At 60.5% G+C, this 22,249-nt stretch carries 23 protein-coding genes; 8 read left to right on the top strand and 15 right to left on the bottom strand.

The genetic code is table 11. The features are described 5' to 3' along the window. Positions 1–29 precede the first annotated feature (29 nt). Positions 30–920, top strand: a complete 891-nt coding sequence (locus CKW07_RS04875) for a pseudouridine synthase (RefSeq protein WP_095143846.1) — start codon at positions 30–32, stop codon at positions 918–920. Positions 921–986: 66 nt separating this feature from the next. Here the strand turns inward: CKW07_RS04875 and CKW07_RS04870 are convergent, their stop codons facing one another. Both CKW07_RS04870 and mobA read right to left on the bottom strand, forming a co-directional pair. Then, a complete protein-coding gene (locus CKW07_RS04870; protein ID WP_095143845.1) occupies positions 987–1,208 on the bottom strand; it encodes a YgdI/YgdR family lipoprotein in 222 nt (73 codons plus the stop codon). A gap of 73 nt (positions 1,209–1,281) precedes the next feature. After that, a complete protein-coding gene (mobA, locus tag CKW07_RS04865) occupies positions 1,282–1,884 on the bottom strand; it encodes a molybdenum cofactor guanylyltransferase MobA (RefSeq protein WP_095143844.1) in 603 nt (200 codons plus the stop codon). 81 nt (positions 1,885–1,965) lie between these two features. Here mobA and moaB point away from each other — a divergent pair, with 81 nt between their 5' ends. Continuing rightward, the gene (gene moaB, locus CKW07_RS04860; RefSeq protein WP_095143843.1) at positions 1,966–2,505 is read left to right on the top strand and encodes a molybdenum cofactor biosynthesis protein B; all 540 of its coding nucleotides are present in this window, start codon (positions 1,966–1,968) and stop codon (positions 2,503–2,505) included. Positions 2,506–2,527: 22 nt separating this feature from the next. Beyond that, positions 2,528–3,715, top strand: coding sequence for a gephyrin-like molybdotransferase Glp (glp, locus tag CKW07_RS04855; RefSeq protein ID WP_176465271.1), 1,188 nt, complete (start codon positions 2,528–2,530; stop codon positions 3,713–3,715). 73 nt (positions 3,716–3,788) lie between these two features. Here glp and CKW07_RS25630 read toward each other — a convergent pair whose 3' ends face one another. The 4 genes from CKW07_RS25630 to CKW07_RS04835 form a co-directional block, all read right to left on the bottom strand. Next, positions 3,789–4,085 carry a hypothetical protein gene (locus CKW07_RS25630; protein WP_256577021.1) on the bottom strand — a complete coding sequence of 99 codons (297 nt, stop codon included), beginning with the start codon at positions 4,083–4,085 and terminating at the stop codon, positions 3,789–3,791. Positions 4,086–4,345: 260 nt separating this feature from the next. Next, positions 4,346–5,005, bottom strand: a complete 660-nt coding sequence (locus CKW07_RS04845; protein ID WP_095143841.1) for a response regulator transcription factor — start codon at positions 5,003–5,005, stop codon at positions 4,346–4,348. Further along, entirely contained in the window at positions 5,002–5,895 is an 894-nt protein-coding gene (locus CKW07_RS04840) for a sensor histidine kinase (RefSeq protein ID WP_095143840.1), read from the bottom strand. Before CKW07_RS04840 ends, CKW07_RS04845 begins: the two co-directional genes overlap by 4 nt. Before the next feature lie 452 nt (positions 5,896–6,347). After that, complete coding sequence (locus CKW07_RS04835; RefSeq protein ID WP_095143839.1) at positions 6,348–6,818, bottom strand: hypothetical protein; 471 nt, start codon at positions 6,816–6,818, stop codon at positions 6,348–6,350. 544 nt (positions 6,819–7,362) lie between these two features. Between CKW07_RS04835 and CKW07_RS04830 the strand changes: the two genes are divergently transcribed. Both CKW07_RS04830 and CKW07_RS04825 read left to right on the top strand, forming a co-directional pair. Beyond that, positions 7,363–8,298: a chemotaxis protein CheV gene (locus CKW07_RS04830; protein WP_095143838.1), complete on the top strand. Its 936-nt coding sequence runs from the start codon at positions 7,363–7,365 to the stop codon at positions 8,296–8,298. Positions 8,299–8,389: 91 nt separating this feature from the next. Further along, a complete protein-coding gene (locus CKW07_RS04825; protein WP_095143837.1) occupies positions 8,390–9,196 on the top strand; it encodes an MOSC domain-containing protein in 807 nt (268 codons plus the stop codon). Between the two features lie 69 nt (positions 9,197–9,265). On the opposite strand, the gene CKW07_RS04820 is transcribed toward CKW07_RS04825, so the two are convergent. The 8 genes from CKW07_RS04820 to CKW07_RS04780 form a co-directional block, all read right to left on the bottom strand. After that, positions 9,266–9,550 carry a pyrimidine/purine nucleoside phosphorylase gene (locus tag CKW07_RS04820; protein ID WP_095078709.1) on the bottom strand — a complete coding sequence of 95 codons (285 nt, stop codon included), beginning with the start codon at positions 9,548–9,550 and terminating at the stop codon, positions 9,266–9,268. A gap of 73 nt (positions 9,551–9,623) precedes the next feature. Beyond that, positions 9,624–10,172, bottom strand: a complete 549-nt coding sequence (locus CKW07_RS04815) for an exonuclease domain-containing protein (RefSeq protein WP_095143836.1) — start codon at positions 10,170–10,172, stop codon at positions 9,624–9,626. 70 nt (positions 10,173–10,242) lie between these two features. Then, positions 10,243–12,204 carry an acetyl/propionyl/methylcrotonyl-CoA carboxylase subunit alpha gene (locus CKW07_RS04810; RefSeq protein ID WP_095143835.1) on the bottom strand — a complete coding sequence of 654 codons (1,962 nt, stop codon included), beginning with the start codon at positions 12,202–12,204 and terminating at the stop codon, positions 10,243–10,245. 83 nt (positions 12,205–12,287) lie between these two features. Beyond that, positions 12,288–13,085 (bottom strand): enoyl-CoA hydratase/isomerase family protein, encoded by a 798-nt coding sequence (locus CKW07_RS04805; protein WP_095143834.1) that lies wholly within the window; start codon positions 13,083–13,085, stop codon positions 12,288–12,290. Continuing rightward, positions 13,082–14,239, bottom strand: coding sequence for a citronellyl-CoA dehydrogenase (gene atuD / locus CKW07_RS04800; protein ID WP_095143833.1), 1,158 nt, complete (start codon positions 14,237–14,239; stop codon positions 13,082–13,084). Before atuD ends, CKW07_RS04805 begins: the two co-directional genes overlap by 4 nt. 138 nt (positions 14,240–14,377) lie before the next feature. Beyond that, complete coding sequence (atuC, locus tag CKW07_RS04790) at positions 14,378–15,994, bottom strand: geranyl-CoA carboxylase subunit beta (protein WP_095143831.1); 1,617 nt, start codon at positions 15,992–15,994, stop codon at positions 14,378–14,380. 3 nt (positions 15,995–15,997) lie between these two features. Beyond that, complete coding sequence (locus tag CKW07_RS04785) at positions 15,998–16,867, bottom strand: SDR family oxidoreductase (RefSeq protein ID WP_095143830.1); 870 nt, start codon at positions 16,865–16,867, stop codon at positions 15,998–16,000. A gap of 12 nt (positions 16,868–16,879) precedes the next feature. Further along, positions 16,880–18,670 (bottom strand): acyclic terpene utilization AtuA family protein, encoded by a 1,791-nt coding sequence (locus tag CKW07_RS04780; RefSeq protein WP_095143829.1) that lies wholly within the window; start codon positions 18,668–18,670, stop codon positions 16,880–16,882. 179 nt (positions 18,671–18,849) lie between these two features. Here CKW07_RS04780 and CKW07_RS04775 point away from each other — a divergent pair, with 179 nt between their 5' ends. The 3 genes from CKW07_RS04775 to CKW07_RS04765 all read left to right on the top strand — a co-directional run bounded on the left by CKW07_RS04775 (position 18,850) and on the right by CKW07_RS04765 (position 21,484). Then, positions 18,850–19,473 carry a TetR/AcrR family transcriptional regulator gene (locus tag CKW07_RS04775; protein ID WP_095143828.1) on the top strand — a complete coding sequence of 208 codons (624 nt, stop codon included), beginning with the start codon at positions 18,850–18,852 and terminating at the stop codon, positions 19,471–19,473. 102 nt (positions 19,474–19,575) lie between these two features. After that, a complete protein-coding gene (locus CKW07_RS04770) occupies positions 19,576–20,370 on the top strand; it encodes an ABC transporter substrate-binding protein (protein ID WP_095143827.1) in 795 nt (264 codons plus the stop codon). A gap of 100 nt (positions 20,371–20,470) precedes the next feature. After that, entirely contained in the window at positions 20,471–21,484 is a 1,014-nt protein-coding gene (locus CKW07_RS04765) for a GNAT family N-acetyltransferase (protein WP_095143826.1), read from the top strand. A 66-nt stretch (positions 21,485–21,550) separates the two neighbouring features. Here the strand turns inward: CKW07_RS04765 and CKW07_RS04760 are convergent, their stop codons facing one another. Continuing rightward, a complete protein-coding gene (locus CKW07_RS04760) occupies positions 21,551–22,099 on the bottom strand; it encodes an RNA polymerase factor sigma-70 (protein ID WP_095143825.1) in 549 nt (182 codons plus the stop codon). Positions 22,100–22,249: the final 150 nt, after the last annotated feature.

Raw genomic sequence — 22,249 nt, 5'->3', positions numbered from 1 at the left:
CCATCAGCATTAACGGCCAGAGCTTTCGTATGTCCACCTCATCGTTTTCCGCCGCACAGAACCAGGCCAGTACGCTATACCTGCCCCCAGGCAGCTGGGCGACCGTGCTTGATTGCCTGTGCGAACACTTCAGCGCCATTGGTCGTGAACAATGGCTGGACAGGATCGCCCGTGGTCGCGTGCTCGACGGTCAAGGCCAGGCGATTGCCTTGGACCTGGCGTACAAGGAGGGCCTGCGAATCCATTATTTTCGCGAAGTGCCTGATGAAAAGAATATCCCTGTTGTGGAAACGATCCTGTACGCCGACGAGCATCTGGTGGTAGCGGATAAACCCCATTTTCTGCCGGTGACCCCCGCTGGCGAGTATGTCGAGCAGACGTTGCTGCGTCGGTTGATCCGTCGCCTGGACAATCCACACCTGGTGCCACTGCACCGTATCGACCGGCACACGGCGGGGCTTGTGCTGTTTTCCGCCAATCCGCAAAGCCGTTCGGCGTATCAGTCACTGTTTCCGACTCGCACCATCGAAAAGCACTATGAAGCCATTGCCCGTGCGTTGCCGACGTTGTCGTTTCCCTTGGTACACAAAAGCCGCCTGGTCGATGGTCAGCCCTTTTTCCGTATGCAAGAGGGGCCAGGCATCAGCAATACCGAAACCGCCATCGAGGTTGTAGAAAAAAATGCTGATCTGTGGCGCTACGCGTTGTACCCGGTGACGGGCAAAAAACACCAACTGAGGGTTCACATGGCCGCGTTGGGGGCGAGTATCTGTAATGACCCCTTCTACCCCGACGTCTTGAAAGATGCAGAGGATGACTACGCCAATCCTTTGAAGCTATTGGCCAAAGGCTTGCGCTTCGTCGACCCGGTGACCGGCCAGGAGCGGGTGTTCCAAAGCACCATCAGCCTGGACTGGTGAGCCGCTCCAGACACCACCAAGCCCGCGCTGGGCGGGCTTGGTGGTGTATCCGGAACGCGTCGCGACTTACAGGTCCTTGACGGTGCGGACCTGATCCTTGTTGATGCGGGTTTGCTTGCCGTCCAGCTGTTCGAACTCATAGAAACCCGACCTGGCATCGAATTTAGGGGTGTCGACAGACTGGATTTCACGGCCGTCATTCAAGGTGATGACTGCAGGTGACGAGCAGCCCGCGAGGGTGGCCAGGCCCAAGGCAAGCATGAAAGTGGCGAGGGTCCGATGAGTCATGAGATGTCTCCGCAAATGAATTCTTGATGTCTGAACTTGAGACGTACAGCGCGCCTGCAAGTTCCAGAATAGGTCATTCTGACATGCTTGCGTGCAGACTTAACAGCTCCGGGGTATTGAGGTTGGCCAAGCGCCGATCATTCTCGGGACACTGCAGTGCAATGGCATCAAGCGTGTGCATGATCCGTCCAGGGCTGCGCTCGCCCGTACTCCAGGCCTTGTCGAACTCATCTGACAGCGCGACAGGGATAATGCACAGCAACGGCTCCCAGTGTTCACCCTGACGCACCATCAAGGGTTTTTCCGGGTGCTGGCGGGCCGCCTCACGCATGGTTTTCAGCAGTTCGGCGTCCAGGCGTGGCACATCGCACGGCAGCACCATCAGGTGGGGGTGGCGTGCGGCCTTCAGCCCGGCGCGAATACCTGCCAAAGGGCCAGGGAAATCACTGTTGTCATCGTGTACCAACTGATCGGCATAGGGCGCATAGCGGTCAAGATTGCGGTTGCAGGAAATGATCAGGTCATCGGTCAAGCCCCGGGTCCGTTGGTGCAGATGCGCAATCAGAGGCAGGCCCTGCCATTCGAGCAACCCTTTGTCCTGCCCCCCCATGCGCTGGCCACGCCCGCCCGCCAGGAGCAGGATGGAGCAGGGCGGTAACTCAGTATTCAGGGACATGACGCCTCTCCATCGGTGGGGCAAAAAAACAGGGCTCTGTGATATAACACCGGGCCGTTTCTCCTACAACTGGACGAGCCTATGAAAGCCAAGGCCGATGTACCTTTCGTTGCGCTGAACATCGCGGTGCTGACTGTCAGCGATACCCGCACGCTGGAAACCGATACCTCGGGCCAGGTCTTTGTCGACCGCTTGAGCGCTGCCGGCCACAATCTGGCTGCGCGTGTCCTGCTTAAAGATGACCTGTACAAAATACGTGCGCAAGTCGCCACCTGGATCGCCGATGACCTGGTTCAAGTGGTGCTGATTACCGGGGGGACGGGTTTCACCGGGCGTGACAGTACGCCTGAAGCGGTCAGCTGCCTGCTGGACAAGCAGGTCGACGGGTTTGGCGAGTTGTTCCGACAGATATCGGTCGCTGATATTGGCACCTCCACGGTTCAGTCGCGCGCGCTGGCGGGCCTGGCCAATGGCACACTGGTTTGTTGCCTGCCAGGTTCCACCAACGCGGTGCGAACCGGTTGGGATGGCATACTCGCCGAGCAATTGGATGCGCGTCACCGTCCCTGCAACTTCGTCACTCACCTGAAACAGGCGGCACCCTGTGAATCCCGCGGGTAAGCCAGGCAAGACGGGTAGCTTGATGCCCGTCGAAGTGGCATTGGCACGTCTGCTGGAAATGGCTGAAGCATCACCCATTGCTGAGCGTGAACGATTGCCGCTGGCTGCCGTCCAGGGGCGTGTGCTGGCCAATGACCTGGTATCGACCCTTGATCTGCCGCCGTGGCCCAACAGTGCCATGGACGGCTACGCCCTGCGGCTGGCCGACTGGACGGGCGAGCCATTGGCGGTCAGTCAGAAGGTATTCGCCGGACAAGTACCGGAGCCCTTGGCGCCCGGTACGTGCGCCAGAATCTTTACCGGCGCACCGGTGCCGGCCGGCGCGGATTGCGTCGAAATGCAGGAAAACGCCGAGGTCCTGAGTGACTTGAGGGTACGGTTCACCGAGTCGATGAAGGTCGGGCAGAACATCCGCCCACAAGGCCAGGAAACCACAGTGGGCGAGCAGGTGCTGAGTGCCGGCACCCGTTTGGGACCTATCGAGCAAGGCCTGGCAGCTTCACTGGGGTGCGCGGAGCTCGAGGTGGTGCGCAAGGTGCGCGTCGCCGTACTGTCTACCGGCGACGAACTGATCGAACCGGGGCAGGCCCTGGGGCCCGGACAGATCTACAACAGCAATCGGGTACTGCTGTGCAGCTGGCTGCAGCGCCTGGGCTGCGAAGTGGTGGATGCCGGTATTCTTCCGGACAATCTGCAGGCCACTCGCACGCGCCTCGCTGAGCTGGGTAGCGTTGACCTGATTCTTTCCACGGGAGGCGTATCGGTTGGCGAAGCCGACTTCCTGGGGGTCGCCTTGCGTGAAGAGGGTGAGCTGGCGTTGTGGAAGCTGGCCATTAAACCCGGAAAGCCGTTGACGTTCGGTCACTTTCGAGGCGTGCCGGTGATTGGGCTACCAGGGAACCCGGCCTCGACACTGGTGACGTTCGCGTTGCTGGCCCGGCCTTATCTTTTACGCCGCCAAGGCGTGCAAGCAGTGGCCCCATTGCAGTTCCAGGTCCCGGCGGGATTCGTCTGGTCCAGGGCGGGCAATCGGCGGGAGTACCTTCGCGGTCGGCTGGAGCAGGGGCGGGCGATTGTCTACGCAAACCAGAGTTCCGGGGTCTTGCGTAGCGCGGCATGGGCCGAGGGGCTGGTCGAAGTGCTTGAGGGGCGCACACTGGTCGAGGGTGATTGGGTCAACTTCATCCCGCTAAGTGAAGTACTCGGCTGAGCTTCACTGCAGCGCTACCTCGTCAGGCCCGACAGCGGGCCGCATGGGCCTGGCGCACCGTCCTGCGGCTCTGTCAGTTGAGCAGCATGACCAGTTGATCGATACGGCTGTTGGCGATCCAGCTGACGAGTCCGATGATCACGGTCATTGCGCCTGTTGAGTACGCAAGCCTGTGCTGGATGGATTTCAGGTCGCTGCGAGCCGCATCCATGTCTCTGCGGATGTACCTGAGGTGGGCCTCCAGTTCGGCAAGGCGAGGTTCCAGGGTGCTTCCTTTGCTTGAGTCGAGGCTGCACAGGCATTCAGCTCGCTGATCGTCCTTCGGGGCTGCCGTGCGGATTGCCGGGATTCGCAAGTCATGGTTTGTCATATGGATGCACATCCTTGTGTGTGGCCAATCTGTTTCTGATAACGACTGACACAAGGTGTTCCAATATCAATTGACCGTCAATTCGGCTAATTCGTCGCGGCGTGTAAGAAAAAACTCGACACGTTCAACGCTGCTGGACGCAGGCAAGGTGCAGTGCTGACAGCTTGGTGACGACGGGTTTCTGGATGTCAGCATTGCGCCGGTGCCGCTGGAGAGGGTGAGCGCCTTCAGGGGAGGCTTGCTTTCGGGGCTGATGCAGATCAGTCGTCGAGGCTGATGATCTGCTCGCGCACGGCAAACAGCACCAGGCCTGCCACATCGAAGATCTGCAAGCGTTTCATGATTTGCGAGCGATGGGTTTCAACGGTCTTGATGCTCAGGCCCAGGCCATTGGCAATCTCGCGAGTGGATTTGCCGCGTACGATCAAGCGCAGGATCTCCAGTTGGCGTGCCGTCAGGTTATGGGTCTCGATGGTTTCCGGCTGTTGTCGGTATGTCTGTACCAGTGCCTGATTGATCACCGTGTGTGCAATGGCCGGGCTCAGGTAACGTTCGTTGTTGCGCAAGGCTTCGAGCGCATGCTCCAGTTCCGTGGCGGTGGTGTCCTTGAGCAGGTAGCCGTGGGCTCCCGATTCCAGGGCACGCATGATCAACGCCGGTTCGGTGTGCATCGACAGGATCAACACTTTGCTCTGGGGGCGAACCGCCTTGAGCTTTTGCAGCGCTTCGAGCCCGCCGATGTCGCGCATGGACAGATCCAGCAGAATGATGTCTGGTCGCAGGTGCTCGACCATTTCGAGCACCTGGGCGCCATCAGTGGCTTCTCCGATGACGGAGTAACCGGGAATGTCCATGACCAGTGCGCGTACACCGGCCCTGATGAGTGAGTGGTCATCCACCAGAAGCAAGTTGCAAGTCAATGTAGAACCTTATTCGTGCTGGCCCGTTCAAGCGCGCGGGGCGCCCAGGGAAAAAGTGCGTTGATCTGCGTTCCTTTGCCAGGTTCACTGGTGACGCTCAGGGTGCCGCCCAATTGCTCGACCCGCTCTGACATCCCGGCCATCCCGCACTGCCCTTCACGGCCAGGATGGGCAGCGGGGGAGAATCCCAGTCCGTCGTCACTGATGAACAGCGCAAGCCCTTGGGGGGTACGCTGCAAGCGGACCAACAGGTTTTGGGCCTGTGCATGGCGCAGGATGTTGGTAATGGCTTCCTGGGTAATTCGAAACGCCGCCACTGCCATTTCCTCCGGGATGCCGGTCAGTCGCTGTTGGCATTCGAGGCTCCATTTCACGGCGGTGTTGGTCAGTGTCTTGAGCAAGTGCGCGCGCAAACTGGCTTCCAGGCCAAGGCTGGTCAGTTGTCTTGGGTTGAGCAGCGCGGACATATCGCGAACTTTTGTCAGTGTTTCTTCCAGGGTTTCACACAACACGGTGCATTGGCTTTGCTGGTCGTCAGGCAGGCGGCGTTTGAGCCATTCGCCTTGTAGTTTGGCGGCTGTCAGTAACTGACCGATGTCGTCGTGCAGTTCACGGCTGAGTCGATGACGTTCGTTTTCCTGCACTTGCAGCAGGCGGTCGGCAAGTTCCTGCGGCTGAAACTTGATGGACCTGCGCGAGTGGCAATACTGCTCCAGGGCACAGCCTGCAGCCACCAGGTTCAACGCTACCAATACTAGCGGCATGGGGATGGAGAGGCCATAAACCAGCACGCTGCCCACTGCCGAGCAAAGGCAAAGCAGCAGGGTGATCCGGCGAAGGTTCGTTCGGGACAGGCGCCAGGTTTGGATGGATTTCAGGCCGGCGTGCATAGCTGATGGAGCCAATGAGTGTTCGCTGCGGGCAGGCCGGTCATGGAGGTTGACGGGACTGTGTCTGGAAAAACCGGGTAAATGAATGGTCCGCTTCAAATTAGCGCAGCCTGATTGTCACAATCGGGTTTTGCACTTACCAGAAGGCAATGCCGGGCTGGATTCAGAGTGCCATTAATGTAGCGTCAATTAATTGGACGGCATGTTAACACTTAAGGCACGCCTGGTCGCGTTTGCCCTCTATTGTTCAACGGGCAGGAACAGGCTTGAGTCCGAATGCCGGTTGATGACTATTCACGGCTTTGAACGGGTTGTTCTGGCGTATTCGAAGTGCTCGCCAATCATTGGACTTACATCGGCAGTGTCGTTGCTGGATATGAGTTATTCAAAGGCGACATGATTAAATGTTACATGGCGTGTCGATAGTTGTTCGGGGAGGTGCGGAGTGTGACTCAGGCATGTCTGGCCGTGAGAGTCGCGCGCGCATAGCCTTTGGCAGGAACGCTGAACCGCAGGGGGGCACGTCCGATTTCCATCGCGAACGCTTCGAGCAACGACACCTGCTCGGCTTTGTCGAGGCTCAGTTCTCCGGTATTGACGTCGACCAGTTCCAGTTGCCAGGCCATCAATGTGTAGCATTCTTTCAAGGCACTTAGGGCCTGGGCGTGCAGGTCGATTTGCGGGGGCGCCTGGCTGAGCAGTGCGTGGATGGACGTTGCGAATTCCGACACCGTCCCCAGTGCCAGTGCGTCCGCACGGTTGGCCAGCGTGAGTAGCGTGCCGAGCATGCAATCGATGGCATCCTGATCGTTGTTGATCAGTTGCAGGTGGGCCAGGCACTCCTCTGACTTGGCCAGAAGGGTTTCCGCTTCGATCAGGAATTCAGGCAACCGTTGGCTCCAGTTTTTACGATCGTTCAGCATGCTTTTCTCCACGACATCAAGTCAGGTGGCGCAATTGGGAGTCGAGTGAACGGGCGTAAGTTACTGCCAGATAACCTGCCAAGTCTGTAAGACAGTTCCGGTTTTTCAGGATGGACGACGTAAGGTCTGAGTGTGTCTGACACGCGCTTATCCATTGCACCGATATCAACGTTGGCGTGAGGCGCTGCTACAGCACGCCCCCGTGAAGCGTGTTCCGATTGGCTGAAATAGAGGCCTGGCGTTGGTTCTGTGATCAAAAACAAAAGCCTGACTCCATTCATGCAATGAGAATGGCGTCACATTAATGGCTATTGGATATCGCGAATATCAGGTTGGTCCTGATTGTGCCTAGGGGATTCCCTTATGGCGTGGAACCTGTCGCGTATTTGTTGGTCGCGCTGCCAGGAGAGAGGGTCCATTCAGTAGAGCATGATGTTAATGTGACATCAATTTTTTTGCGGGCCTGTATTCGAGGGTCAAGAAGCGGTGGTGTCCGCCGATACGCTGTTTTAGTGAATTCATCAGAAAAGCCCAGGAGTCATTAATGGCCGGCATTCTCGACACGGTAGATCAACGCACGCAGCTGGTGGGTGAGAATCGCCTGGAAATTCTCATGTTCCGCCTGGCCGGTCGGCAATTGTTCGCGATCAACGTGTTCAAGGTGCAGGAAGTCCTGCAATTGCCCAAGCTGACCTTGATGCCGCAGCGCCATCCGTTTGTCTGTGGCGTAGTCAATCTGCGTGGCCAGACATTGCCGGTGATTGACCTGTCCCAGGCCATCGGCATGCGCCCGCTGGTACCTGGCCCCAACAGCACCATCATTGTCACCGAGTACAACCGCTCGGTGCAGGCGTTCCTGGTCGGTGGTGTGGACCGCATCGTCAACATGAACTGGGAAGCCATCCTGCCGCCGCCAACCAGTGCCGGTCGCCAGCATTACCTAACCGCCATCAGCAAGGTCGATGACCAGTTGGTGGAGATCATCGACGTCGAAAAAGTCCTGGCCGAGATCGTGCCCTACAGCGCCAAGGTCTCCCGTGAAAAGCTCGAAGATCCGGTACTCGAGCGTGCCCGTGGCCGTGAGGTGCTGCTGGTGGACGACTCCAACGTCGCGTTGTCGCAGTTGCGCGACACCCTGGGGCAGCTTGGGGTGAAAATGCACATTGCCAGCGATGGTCTCAAGGCCCTGAAGCTGCTCAAGGGCTGGGCTGATTCCGGGGTCGAGATGACCGACAAGCTGTTGATGGTCTTCACCGACGCCGAAATGCCGGAGATGGACGGTTATCGCCTGACCACCGAGATCCGTAACGACCCTCGCCTGCGCGGCTTGTATGTGGTGCTGCACACCTCACTGTCGGGTAGCTTCAACGATTCGATGGTCAAGAAGGTCGGTTGCGACAACTTCCTGTCCAAGTTCCAGCCCGACAAGCTGGTCGACGTGGTGCGTGAGCGTCTGATGCGCGACGAAGTCACTGCCTGACAACAGCGCAAAAAAGGTTGGCACCACGTCAGCCTTTGATTCGATGATCAAGCTCGTATAGGGTGGCGTTTTTGCCAATCAGGAGCTGGCCATGTTGCGTCTGAGCGCGCTGTACCGTTATCCACTCAAGTCCGGCAAGGGTGAAACCCTGCAGCGGGCGGATCTGGACAAACTGGGGCTTGCCGGTGACCGACGCTGGATGCTGGTGGATGAGGCCAGTGGACGCTTCCTGACGCAGCGCGCGGTATCGGCCATGAGTCAATTATCGGCCTTATGGAATGCCGCCGGTGGCCTGACCCTCGCGGCGCCGGGCCATTCTCCGATTGATGTTGCCTTGCCGGCAGAGGATGCCGATCTGCGCGGTGTGACTATCTGGCGCGATACCCTGCGGGTGCCGGATGCCGGTGATGCAGCGGCTGCCTGGGTCAGTGCGTTTATCGGCAAGCCGACCCGCCTGGTGCAGGTCCCCGAAGCGCTGGCCCGCACCACACAGGCCGGTTATGGCAAGGACGACGATAAAGTGGCGTTTGCCGATGGCTTCCCGCTGTTGTTGATTGGCCAGGCTTCGCTGCAGGACCTGTCGCAACGGGTGGGGCGACCCTTGGAAATGCTGAGGTTTCGGCCGAATCTGGTGATCGAGGGCAGCGAGGCATTTGCCGAGGATGGCTGGAAGCGCATTCGCATTGGCGATATCGAGTTCCGCGTGGTCAAGCCTTGTTCGCGCTGCATCCTGACCACCATCGATCCGCAGACCGGCGAGCGCAGCGAAGACCGCGAACCCTTGGCCACCCTGCAACAATACCGGGCCCAGGAAGAGGGCGCGATGTTCGGTCAGAACCTGGTCAATGATGGCAGCGGCGTGCTGGAAGTGGGCATGCCGGTGACGATTCTCGAATAAGTAGCCAGCCCTGCAAGCAAAAATGCCCGTGTCCTTGGACACGGGCATTTTTTTATCGCGAAGAATCCCTTAACCGCGGTATTCGCACAGGTAAGCGCTGTCGACGGCGACCTTGAGCTGGAACTTGCTGTTGGCCGGTACGTTGAACTGACTGCCGGCGGCGAAGGTTTCCCAGTCGCTGCTGCCAGGCAGCTTGACGGTCAGGGCGCCGGAGACCACGTGCATGATTTCACGCTGGCTGGTACCGAATTCGTATTCGCCCGCCGCCATGACGCCGATAGTGGCCGGACCTTCAGCAGTGCCGAAAGCAATCGACTTGACGGTACCGTCGAAGTACTCGTTGACTTTAAACATGGGCGATTCCTCGAAAAGGGCTAAAAAGGCCGGCCAGTATGCACAAGGCCATTTCGCCCGTCACCTGTTGCCCTCAAGGTTTCGCCGCAAGCGTCAGGGGCAGCAAGCGTGCGGTATTTCGTGCGTCTTCCAGTGCCCGGTGCTGTTGTCCGGTGAACTGCAAGCCAGCCAGTTGCAGGGCGCCATTGAGCCCCAGTGGCCGCTCCAGGCGGCGAGCCTTGGCAAACCGCTGCTTGAGATTCATGTGCGGGACACGACTCAGGGCGCTGTCGAGCTGCAGGCGTTGCCATTCCTGAAGCAACTGCTTGCGGTCGTAGTCTCCCCAACTGGCCCAGCCTTCCAGGCGGGTGTGATGCTGGCCGAGCCAGCGCTCGAACAGCGGCCAGACGTCGCTCAGGGGTTGGGCCGCGTCGATACTGGCCTGGGTGATATGGGTCAGCTCCCGGCAAAAGGGGGTCAGCAATGGCCGCCGCAATGGCCGCACGAAGCGCTGGAAGTGATCCAGCTCACGGCCCTGACGATTGACCAGCGTGGCGCCGATCTCGATGATTTCCATCTCTTCTATGGGCCAGCCACCGTCATCGGTTGTCGCTTCTAGATCAATTACCAGCCAATGAGGCATTGCAGGGTTCCTAGTATCCGCGTCCTGATAAGGCTGAGCGTAGCCAACCCCGACGGATCCGCCTAGCGGCTTACTCAACCTCCAACAAAATCTGCCGGTTTTTGACCTGGTCGCCAGGGCTGACCTGCAAGCGTGTGATCACGCCATCGATGCCAGCCTTGAGCGGGTGCTCCATTTTCATTGCCTCCAACACCAATAGCAGCTGGCCCTTACTGACTGTTGTCCCTTCACTGACCAGTACATCGACAATGGCGCCATCCATGGGGGCCTTCAGCGTACCGCTGCTGACACTGGCCTGGCCGCCGACTGCCGCCAATGTCTGGTCCTGCAACAACAGGGCACCGGGGCGGGTAAACAGCCAGAGTTGTCCATGGGCCAATTGATAGCTGTACCGTCGGCGAATGCCGTCGATATCTAGGTGGACGGAGCGAGGGTCGATGTCGAGCACGGTCAGTTGCAGCGTTTGTCCGGCCACCTGGATGCGCAATTGACCCGCGGCCAGGACCGTCACTTCGCTCGTCCAGCGGCTATCGTGCATCCCGATTTGTTGCTGCAGCGGTGCATTGGCGTTGTTGCGCCAACCCGTGAGCCCCGGTGCGTGGGCGCGGGCGGACTGCTGGTAGAAGATCGCTGCGGCAACGGCCAGTTCCTGGGCCGTGGGTGTGTGCGGGTGCAGGCTCGGGTGATCGCTGAAGTGTTGCGCGATAAAGCCGGTGCTGAAGTTCCCGGCAATGAACTGCGGGTGTTCCAGTAACCCGGCGAGCAGTCGCTGGTTGGTCTGTAATCCGAGCAAGGCACTGTCTTCGACCGCCCGCAACAGCTTGCGCCGGGCTTCTTCACGGGTTGCACCGTAGGCGATGATTTTGCCGAGCATCGGGTCATAGAACGGGCTGACCTGCTGGTCTTCCAGCAGGCCGTGGTCAATCCGTACACCTTCCTGCAGGGCTGGCTCCCAGCGAGTGATGCGCCCGGTCTGGGGCAAGAAGCCCTGGGCCGGGTCTTCGGCATAGAGCCGCACCTCCATGGCATGGCCCTTGAGCACTACCTGCTCCTGGCGCAAGGGCAGCGGCAATCCGGCGGCGACGTCGAGTTGCCAGGCCACCAGGTCGATGCCGGTGACCAACTCGGTCACCGGGTGTTCGACCTGCAAGCGGGTGTTCATCTCCAGGAAATAGAATTGCCCACGGGCGTCGAGCAGAAACTCGACGGTACCGGCACCCACGTAATGGACGGCGCGTCCTGCTTTGAGTGCCGCTTCGCCCATCGCTTGACGCAGTTCGGCCGTCATGACCGGGCATGGGGCTTCTTCAATGACTTTTTGATGGCGGCGCTGGATCGAGCAGTCGCGCTCGCCGAGGTAGATCAATTGACCGTGCTGGTCGCCGAACAATTGAATTTCAACATGACGAGGGTCGATCAACGCTTGTTCGAGAATCAGTTCGTCGCTGCCAAACGCGTGCAGGGCTTCGGAGCGTGCGGTGCGGATCTGTTCCAGCAATTGGTGGGAATTGTGTACCAGGCGCATGCCACGTCCGCCGCCGCCCGCGCTAGCCTTGATCATCAACGGGTAGCCGATGCGCTCGGCCTCGCGGCTGAGGGTGGCGTCGTCCTGTTCAGGCCCTTGATAGCCAGCGATGCACGGCACGCCGGCGGCTAGCATGGCGATCTTCGACAGGCGCTTGCTGCCCATCAGTTCGATGGCAGCAGGGCTTGGGCCGATAAAGGTCAGGCCGGCTTCGGCGCAGGCGCTGGCGAAGTCGGCGTTTTCCGAGAGAAAGCCGTAGCCCGGGTGGATGGCGTCGGCTCCACTGCGTCGTGCGGCGTCGATGATCGCCTCAGCGTTGAGGTAGGACTGGGCAACCGCGGCGGGGCCGATGTTGACCGCTTCATCGGCCATGCGCACGTGCAGGGCGTCGGCATCGGCATCACTGAACACCGCCACCGTGCGATAGCCCAGGGCCTGGGCGGTGCGCTGGATGCGGCAGGCGATTTCACCGCGGTTGGCGATGAGGATTTTGCGCAGGGTGGGCATGGTTCAATTCCCTTGGTGAGTGCGGTGTGTGTGAGGGCCCCATCGTCGGAACGCCGTCGGCTGCGGACCCGTTCGCGATGCCGTCAGGGCGCCCAGCCGGGTTTGCGCTTTTGTACGAAAGCCATCGTCCCTTCGATGCCTTCGGCACCGGTCACGGCTTCAGCGAACCACTGGGCTGCCTGATCGAGCAACGGCCCCGACAGTTGTTCGGTGCTGGCCAGTAGCAGGGCTTTGGTCGCGGCGTTGGCGCCCGGTGCGCAGCACAGTACGTGGGCGAGTACCCCATCCAGGCGTTCGGCCAAGGCCTGGGTATCGTGCTCGACAAAATGCACCAGGCCCAGGCGCCGTGCCTCATGGCCATCAAAGCGGGCGGCGGTCAGTGCCAGGCGCCGGGCCTGGGTCAGGCCGATGCGCTGGACCACGAACGGCGCGATTTGTGCCGGCAGCAGGCCCAGGCTGGTTTCCGGCAGGCCGAATTGCGCGTTGTGTTCGGTCAGCGCAATGTCGCTGACACAAGCCAGGCCAAACCCTCCGCCGAGCACCGCGCCTTGCAACACACTGATCAGCACTTGCGGTGCATGCTGGGCCTCTTCCAGGAGCGAACCGAACGCACGGTTCAATTCACGGTAAGCCTCCAGGCCTTGGGCCCGTGCATTGGCCATGTCCTTCAGGTCGCCGCCGGCACAGAAGTGGCCGCCGGCACCGCCCAGCACCAAGGCTCGAACATCCCGGTCATCGCGCACCGCCGCCAGCACCGCGCGCAACTCAGTGACCATCTGCAGGCTCATGGCATTGCGGCAGTCCGGACGGTTCAAGGTGATGTGCAGCACGCCGTTGTGCTGCACCAGCAACAGGGTCTGGCAAGCGGGCAGGGTGCTCATTTTTTCTTCCCGGGCAGGATGCCCATCAGTTTGCAGATGATCCCCAGCATGATTTCGTCGGCCCCGCCGCCGATCGACACCAGCCGCACATCGCGATAGGCACGGGCCACCGGGTTGTCCCACATGTAGCCCATGCCGCCCCAGTATTGCAGGCAACTGTCACTGACCTCGCGCCCCAGGCGTCCGGCCTTGAGCTTGGCCATGGACGCCAGGCGGGTGACATCCTGGCCTTTGACGTACTGCTCGGTGGCCTGATAGACCAGGGCCCGCAGGCATTCGATTTCAGTCGACAGTTCGGCAAGGCGGAAGTGGATGACCTGATTGTCGATTAGCGCGTTGCCGAACGTCTTGCGCTCCTTGCAGTACTCGATGGTGCTGTCGACACAGTACTCCAGGCCCTTGATCATGTTGGCGGCCCCGAACAGGCGTTCCTCCTGGAACTGCAGCATTTGCATCATGAAGCCGGCGCCTTCGTGGCCAATGCGGTTGCGTTGCGGTACACGCACGTTGTCGAAAAACACCTGGGCGGTTTCCGAGCTGCGCATGCCCAGCTTGTCCAGGTTCGGACTGAGGCTGATGCCGGGGGTGTTCATCGGCACCATGATCAGCGACTTGTTGATGTGTGCCTTGTCGTCCGAGGTATTAGCCAGCAGGCAGATGAAGTCGGCGTTCGGCGAGTTGGTGATCCACATCTTGCTGCCGTTGATCACGTAATCGTCACCGTCCTTGCGGGCGGTGGTTTTCAGCCCTGCGACATCGGAACCGGCCCCGACTTCCGAGACACCGATGCAACCGACCTGCTCGCCACTGATCGCCGGGCGCAGGAACTCGTCGCGCAACTCATCGGAACCGAACCGGGCCAGGGCCGGGGTGCACATGTCGGTCTGCACGCCGATGGCCATCGGTATCCCGCCGCAACGAATGGTGCCGAACTCTTCGGCGGCGACAATCGAATAACTGTAGTCCAGGCCCATGCCGCCGAATTTTTCCGGCTTGGAAATCCCCAGCAGGCCGAGCTCGCCGGCCTTGCGGAAAATCTCGTGGATCGGAAAGCGCCCGGCTTTCTCCCACTCGTCGACGTGAGGGTTGATTTCGCGGTCGACAAACTGGCGGACGGTACGGCGAAGTGCTTCGTGTTCCTGGGTAAAGATCATTGTTGTTGTTCTCCTGGCGAACCCTGATCGCTCCCACGCTCTGCGTGGCAACGCTTCTTTGGACGCTCTGCGTCCGCTGTTGGGACGCAGAGCGTCCCGGGCTGCATTCCCGCGCGGCGCGCGGGAACGACCGACTGACTAAAACCGTGCGACACCAAAACTGTTGGGCTGCAACTGACGAACCTCGGCCTCGTGACAAACATCCAGCAGGTAGCCCAGCAGCGTACGGGTGTCCCGTGGATCAATCAGCCCGTCGTCCCACAGGTTGGCACTGCCATAGAGGGCGGTGGACTGGCTGTCGAGTTTTTGCGCGGTGACCTGTTCCAGCATGTCGAGCATCTTCGGATCCGGGACCAGGCCGTCCTTGAGCTGTTTGGCTTCGGTGACGATGCGCAGCACCTTGCCGGCCTGGGCCCCACCCATCACTGCCGTACGGCTGTTGGGCCAGGCGAAAATGAAGCGCGGGTCCAGGCCCCGGCCACACATCGCGTAGTTGCCAGCGCCATAGGAGCCGCCGACCACCAGGGTCAGCTTCGGTACCCGTGCGTTGGCCACCGCCTGAATCAGCTTCGAGCCATGTTTGATCACCCCTTGCTGTTCCGACTCGGTGCCGACCATGAAGCCGGTGGTGTTGTGGAAAAACAGCAGGGGGGTCTGACTCTGATCGCACAACTGAATGAACTGCGCCGCCTTGCTGGCGCCTTGGGGGGTGATCGGGCCGTTGTTGCCGATGAAACCGCAAGGCCGTCCCTGGATGTTCAGATGACCGCAGAGGGTTTGCTGGTCGAACTCCCCCTTGAACTCCAGAAAGCGCGAGCCATCGGCGATGCGGGCAATGATCTCGCGCACGTCGTAGGGTTTTTTCGGGTCATCAGGAATCAGCCCCAGCAGTTCGTCGATGGGGTAGAGCGGTTCGTCCCAGGGTTGGGCGGCGAGCCGTGGCAGTCGAGCGTTCCACGGCAACAGGCTGACGATCTCGCGCACCAGGCGCACACCGTCGGCATCATTCTCGGCCAGGTACTCGGCGGTGCCGGCGATTTGCGCGTGCATTTCGGCGCCGCCGAGCTGCTCGTCGGTGGCGACCTCGCCCGTGGCGGCCTTGAGCAGCGGCGGCCCGGCGAGAAACAGTTTGGCTTTGCCGCGCACCACCACCACGTAATCCGACAGGCCCGGCTGATAGGCGCCACCGGCCGTTGCCGAACCATGCACCACGGTAATCTGCGGCAAGCCCATGGCCGACATCCGTGCCTGGTTGGCGAAGCTGCGTGCGCCCTCGACAAAGATCTCGGCGGCGTAGTTGAGGTTGGCACCACCGCTCTCGGCGAGGGTAATTATCGGCAGTTTGTTTTCCATGGCGATCTGTTGCAGGCGCAGGGATTTCTTCAGGCCGCTGGGGGAGATGGTGCCGCCCTTGATCGCACTGTTGTTGGCCACCACCAGTACCCGCACGCCGGACACATGGCCAATCCCGGCGATCAGGCCGCCGCCGGCCTGGCTACCGTCCTTGTCATCGTGCAGTTTGTAGCCGGCCAGGCTCGCCAGTTCGAGAAACGGCGCGCCGGGGTCGAGCAACAGGTTCAAGCGTTCGCGCGGCAACAACTGCCCGCGCTTGTCGAACTTCGCTTTGGCTTCGGCGGCCTTGCTCAGCAGGTTGCGTTCCAGCTGGCGGATCTGCTCGATGCCGTCGAGCATCGCCTCGCGGTTTTGCGCAAACTGCAGGCTGAGGGGGTCTAGCAGGGATTCGATGACTGGCATGGATCAACCCTCGTCCTTGAGCACGTCGGGTAAATACGCTCGATGGAAGCCATTGAACGACTCACTGTGTTGCGCCTTGTGCAGCGGCCACGCCCGGCTGCCAAGACTGGCGGCGCCGTCGATGCGCAAGGTGCTGCCGCTGACAAACGCGGCGGCCGGGCTTAGCAGGAAAACGATCGCCGCACTGACCTCCGATTCGGTGCCGATGCGTTTGAGGGGGACATGCTCACGCAGGGTCGGGATCACGGCCTTGAAGGCACCTTCGTAGGTGTCCATGCCACTGGAGGCAATCCAGCCCGGCGCTACCGCGTTGACCCGCACCCCGGCATAACCCCATTCGAAGGCGGCGGTCTTGGTGAAATTGTCCATGCCCGAGCGCGCGGCCCCCGAGTGACCCATGCCAGGCATGCCACCCCACATGTCGGCGAGCATGTTGACGATAGCGCCGCCGGTCTTGCTCATGCACTGGTTGAACACTTCCCGGGCCATCAGGAAGCCGCCCACCAGGTTGGTGCGCAGCACGGTTTCGAAGCCCTTCTGATTGATCGAGGCCAGGGGCGCCGGGTATTGGCCGCCAGCATTGTTCACCAGCCCCTGGATCGGACCGTGTGCCTCGATCAATTGCGCCACCAGCTGCTTGACCGCTTCTTCATCGCGAATGTCGCAGGCCTGCCAACTGGCCTTGCCGCCGTCTTCGGTGATTTCAGCGGCGACTTGCTGCAGCTTTTCCAGCTTGCGCCCTACCAGCAGCACATGGGCGCCGAGGGCCGCCAGCTCATGGGCGGTGCAACGGCCAATGCCACTGCCACCGCCCGTGACGAGGATGTTCTGGCCAGCAAACAGATCGGGTTTGAATATTGAATCGAAGGCCACGGTGACAGTCCTCTAGTTGACTTGGTCAGCGATGCTTTGCGGCACCGGGATCTGGATTTCCAGCAGCTGTTGAGCGAATGCCTTGCCTTGCGGGTCGATCCGCAGGCTGGCCACGCCACCGCCACCGAGGGCGTTTTCCAAGAGAAAGTTCAGGCTGTGGGTGCCGGGCAGGTACCAGCGCTCGACTCGCCCGTGGACCGGGTCGAGTACGTGACTCATCCAGTCGACCATCACCTCGGGCGTCAGCGCTTCGGCAATCCACGGCAGGTAATCGGGCGAGCGGGCCATGACACCGATGTTGCTGTGATTGCCCTTGTCGCCGGAGCGCGCCACCGCCAGTTTCACCAGCGCCACACTGGCGTCGGCCCGGCCCTGGGGTTTGGGCGGGGCAAAGGGCACCGGCAGGGTGGCAGTATCAAGATGATCGAGGGCGGGCAGGGGGCAGGCGTAACGCTGACCTTGTAGATCGACTTCCAGCGCGCAGGCCGTTTTGTCGATCAGGAACGAATACAGACGGATCAGCGGGTACACCGTCGGCCGGCCACCGACGATGCCGGTCAAGCCCGGTGCCATGCCGGTGGCCGCCTGGGCGATCTCGCGGGAAAACAGGATCAATGCCTGCTTGTTCGGGTGCCGCACCGCGAGTTTGATCACCACCTCGCGGCTGTCCTGGCGCTGGCCGTGGGGACCGTAGGTCGCTTCGCTGCCGAGCAGTTCGATGTTGACTTCACTGTAGGGCGCCCAGCCGCGCTGGCTGAACATCTCCGAAGTCCTGGCGATGATTGCATCGCTGACACGGCGTGCCTTGGCCACGGCATCGATGCCGGCGATCAGGCAGCTGGCGGTGCAGCGAAAGCCATCCGGATACGTGGCGCTGACCTTGTACTGCGCCGAAGGGGGCAAGCCCTTGGCGCCGTGCACCTGAACACAGTTGTGGCCGTGCTGCTGGAGTTTGACCTGGCTGAAATCACAGACCACGTCGGGTAGCAGGTAGGCGCGCGGGTTGCCGATTTCATACAGCAGTTGCTCGCCCACCGTCAGCGGGGTGACCAGCCCGCCGGAGCCTTCGGGTTTGCCGACTGTGAACTGGCCATCGGCGCCGACTTCGACGACGGGAAAGCCGATGTGTTCGTAGTCTGGCACTGCTCGCCAATCGGTGAAGTTCCCGCCGGTGCACTGCGCCCCGCATTCAATGATGTGCCCGGCCAGTGCGGCCTGGGCCAGTTTGTCGTAGTCCTGCCATGACCAGCCGAACTCATGCACCAGGGCGGCGCTGACCACGGCGCTGTCGACCACGCGCCCGGTAATCACGATGTCCGCACCCTGGCGCAGGGCTTCGACGATGCCGGGAGCGCCCAGGTAGGCATTGGTCGAGACGCACATCGGGGGCAGGGGCGCGCCGCTGAACATTTCCTGCACGCCGCGGGTCGCCAGTTGCTTGAATTGCGGCTGCAGGTCATCGCCCAGCAACACGGCGATTTTCAGGGGCACACCGGCCGCATCGCATGCGCTTTGCAACGCGGCGGCGCAGGCCAGTGGATTGACCCCTCCGGCGTTACTGATCACGCGGATGTTCTGTTGGCTGATGCGGCCCAGGAGCGGACCGAGCACCTCGACGAAGTCGGTGGCGTAACCGGCCTGGGGATCTTTCAGGCGGGCACCGGCCAGCAGCGACATGGTGATTTCCGCCAGATAGTCGAACACCAGGTAGTCCAGCCGGGCGCCTTCGACCAATTGCGCGGCGGCGGTCGAGGTGTCGCCCCAAAAGGCACTGGCACAGCCGATACGAACGGTTTTGTTCATTGCGAGCCTCCGACAGAAGTGTTTTGAGACTACCAAGCAAGCGCTTGGTTTGTAAATGCCGGTTACAACTTCTGCCCAAGCGCTTGCTTGGTTTCCCCGGCCAGCTTAAATTGCCCGCGCAACCCACTGCGTTGGCGGTGTGGCCGCACATTAGATTGAGCGACTGTAGGAGAGAACGGGTGGACGAGCAAAAAGCCCTGCTGGTAATGCGCGAGTTGGTCGACAACGGGAAACTGACCGACCCTGACAGCGCTCGCGGCAAACTGCTGCAGATGGCCGCTCACCTGTTTCGCAACAAGGGCTACGAGCGCACCACGGTGCGTGACCTGGCCAGTGCGGTGGGGATTCAGTCGGGAAGCATCTTTCATCACTTCAAGAGCAAGGATGAAATCCTGCGGGCGGTGATGGAAGAAACCATTCGCTACAACACCGCCTTGATGCGCGCGTCGCTGGCTCAGGCCCCCACGGTGCGTGAAAGGCTGCTGGCGCTGATCCGCTGCGAACTGCAGTCGATCATGGGCGGTAGCGGTGAGGCCATGGCGGTACTGGTCTATGAATGGCGCTCGTTGTCCGAGGACGGGCAAGCCCAGGTGCTGGCATTGCGCGACATCTATGAGCAGATCTGGTTGCAGGTGCTGGGGGAGGCCAAGGACGCCGGATTCATACGCGGCGACGTGTTCATCACCCGGCGTTTCCTGACGGGGGCCTTGTCCTGGACCACCACCTGGTTTCGCCCGGACGGCAGCATGAGCCTTGATCAATTGGCTGATGAAGCGTTGATTCTGGTGCTGGATGAAAAATGACGGTTTGGTAAAAACCATTAAATAGTCCTCCGTACATTGTCTAAGTGGGTGAAACCGCCTAGCGTGATGAAGGAGACAGTATTTTCAGGGGTGGTGTTTTTGATGGCTTCGCCAATGTGGACGGCTTCGCGGATTTTACTGATGGCGCTGGCTGTGCTGTTCGTACAGCCGACTTTGGCTGCACAGTTGGTGCGAGTCGGTGCGGCGCACTTTCCGCCTTACACCGTCCGCCCGGAAAGCGGTGCCGACACCGGGTTGTTGCCGCAATTGGTAGTAGCCCTGAACCAACTGCAAACCGACTATCAATTTATCCTGGTACCGACCTCGATTCCGCGTCGCTTTGGTGACTTCACGCAGGGGCGGGTCGACATGGCGATCTTCGAGAACCCGGCCTGGGGCTGGCAGGACATTCCCCACACGACCGTCGACATGGGGCTGGAAGATGCGGAAATCTTCGTCGCCCAACGACGTCCCGGTCGCGAGCAAACGTATTTTTCCGACCTGCAAGGTAAACGGCTGGCATTGTTCAGTGGATATCACTATGCCTTTGCCAATTTCAACGCGACCCCAAAGTTCCTCGCAGACGAATACAACGCCACGCTGACCTACTCCCACGACAGCAACCTGCTGATGGTCTTGCGTGATCGTGCCGATATTGCGCTGGTCACCCGTTCGTACCTGTTCGATTACTTCTTGCGTAACAATGCTGTCGCGCAACAGCTGCTGGTGTCCGAACGCATTGATCAGGTCTATCACCATTACGCACTGATTCGCCCAACTGCCCCGATCAGCGGCGAGGCATTCGGCAAGTTGCTGCAAGGCCTGCGGGACAACGGGCAGATGCTGAAGATTTTTGATCCGTACAAGATCGCTATCGTCCCGGTACCCAAGGGCTGAAGCCAGGTGCGCTCGCGCCGATTTGCCAGCCACCCCTAAATTTCCCTGCGCCGCTCACGTCACATCAACGAACTGTCGATGATTACCGTGAGCCCGACCCATGTCCAATCTGAATGATCTGACGGCCCTTGCGCTACCGCTGGGGCTCCGTCTTGCTGGTGATGAAAACGAGAGCCGGCTGAGCCTGTCTCTGCAAGGACAACCGCTGATTCAGTTGAGCCTGAGCCGTGAGCCCGGGTTGCACCTGCGTGTGCAGGCGCTGTTTGGCCGTCCTGTCGGCGAGGCCTTGTGGGCGGCCTGTTACTGGTTGTTTGCCCGTGACCCGGGATGTCAGTCCCTGACCTGGCATCTGGATGAGCCTCCCACGCAAGCTTTGTTCAGTGGCTTGCTGATCACCACTGAACACGCCGCACAGTACCGCTGCGAGCGCAGCCTGTTCTGGCAATTGCCCCAACCCTGGCTGGGCGAGTCATGCAACGGCAGTTATCCACAACAGATGTTGATCAGTGCCGGCAAGCGCCATCCCAAGCGTGCCGTGAAGCCCCGAGGTGAAGTCTACCGCCGCTTCGATGCCCGGCTGGGGGCCTGGATATCCTTGCGCACGGTTGAAATCGACAACGACCTGGCGCGCTTCAATCGCTGGCAGAACAGTCCGCGAGTCGCGAGTTTCTGGCAGGAGAGTGGCAGCCTGGAACAGCATCGCGAGTACCTGACCAAGCTGGAAGCCGACCCTCATACGCTGACGTTGATTGGCTGTTTCGACGATCAGCCGTTTGCCTACTTTGAAGCCTATTGGGCCAAGGAAGACCGCATCGCTCCGTTCTATGAGGCCGGTGACTACGATCGCGGGATTCACATGCTGGTCGGCGAAGAACAGCACCGGGGCCCACACAAGGTGGCGAGCTGGCTCTCGGCACTGGTGCATTACCTGTTCCTGGATGATGCGCGCACGCAACGGGTGGTGGCCGAACCGCGCGCCGACAACGCGAAGATGATCGGGCACCTGCACAACCAGTGCTTCCACTGCGAAAAGGAATTCGACTTTCCTCACAAGCGCGCGGCGCTGATGATCCTGGGACGTGAACGGTTTTTTGATCGTTGCGCGTTGGCGTGATTGGTTGGCCAGGAAGGTTTTTTGTAGCGAGGGAGCCAGATCCCTCGCCACAAGGGGTGTTCGGGGTCAGCGACGGGCGAAGGTATCGCTGCGAGTGCCCGAGACCTTGCGGCAATGCACCAGCGCATCGCGGATCATGAAGTTCACCAGGGTCGGCGACACGCCCAGCTCCTTGGCGATGTCCTTCTGGGGCACGCCGTGCAGGCGATACATCTCGAAGGCGTAGCGAGTGCGGCTCGGCAGTTCACCGAGGGCGTCGGCGATATGTTCCAGGGTCGAGAAGTTGATGTGTGACGTTTCTGGTGAAGCACCGTGAATGACCACGTTCAAGCCTTCTTCTTCAGTCCCTGAATACTTCTGCTCCAACGCCTGTTTACGGTAGTGGTCGATCGCCAGGTTGCGCACGATCTGGAACAGGTAGCTGAGCTGTGCCTTGAACGAGGACGTGATCTGCGGCGCCGACTGCAACCGGAAGAAGGCGTCCTGGACCACGTCTTCAGCGCGGGATCGGCAACCGGTAATACGAGCGGCGATCTTCACCAAAGTCAGTCTGTTATCAACGAATGCCTGGAGTAAGGGTGAGTCACACCTGCTTGTGAACACTGGTTCCGTCATGGAAGTCACCTTGCTGCAAAAAGTTAGTGGGACGACAAGGGATTTGGAGCCGTCCAACGCATCGAGCGACAAGCTAGGCTTAATGATAATGATTGTCAATTGAGAGGGATAATTAATTCTATTGGGCAAGGCGTTTTGCGAACCGCCTCA

The organism is Pseudomonas sp. Irchel s3b6, from assembly GCF_900187415.1.
GTDB lineage: Bacteria > Pseudomonadota > Gammaproteobacteria > Pseudomonadales > Pseudomonadaceae > Aquipseudomonas.
This window is presented reverse-complemented; position numbering and strand designations above follow the sequence as displayed.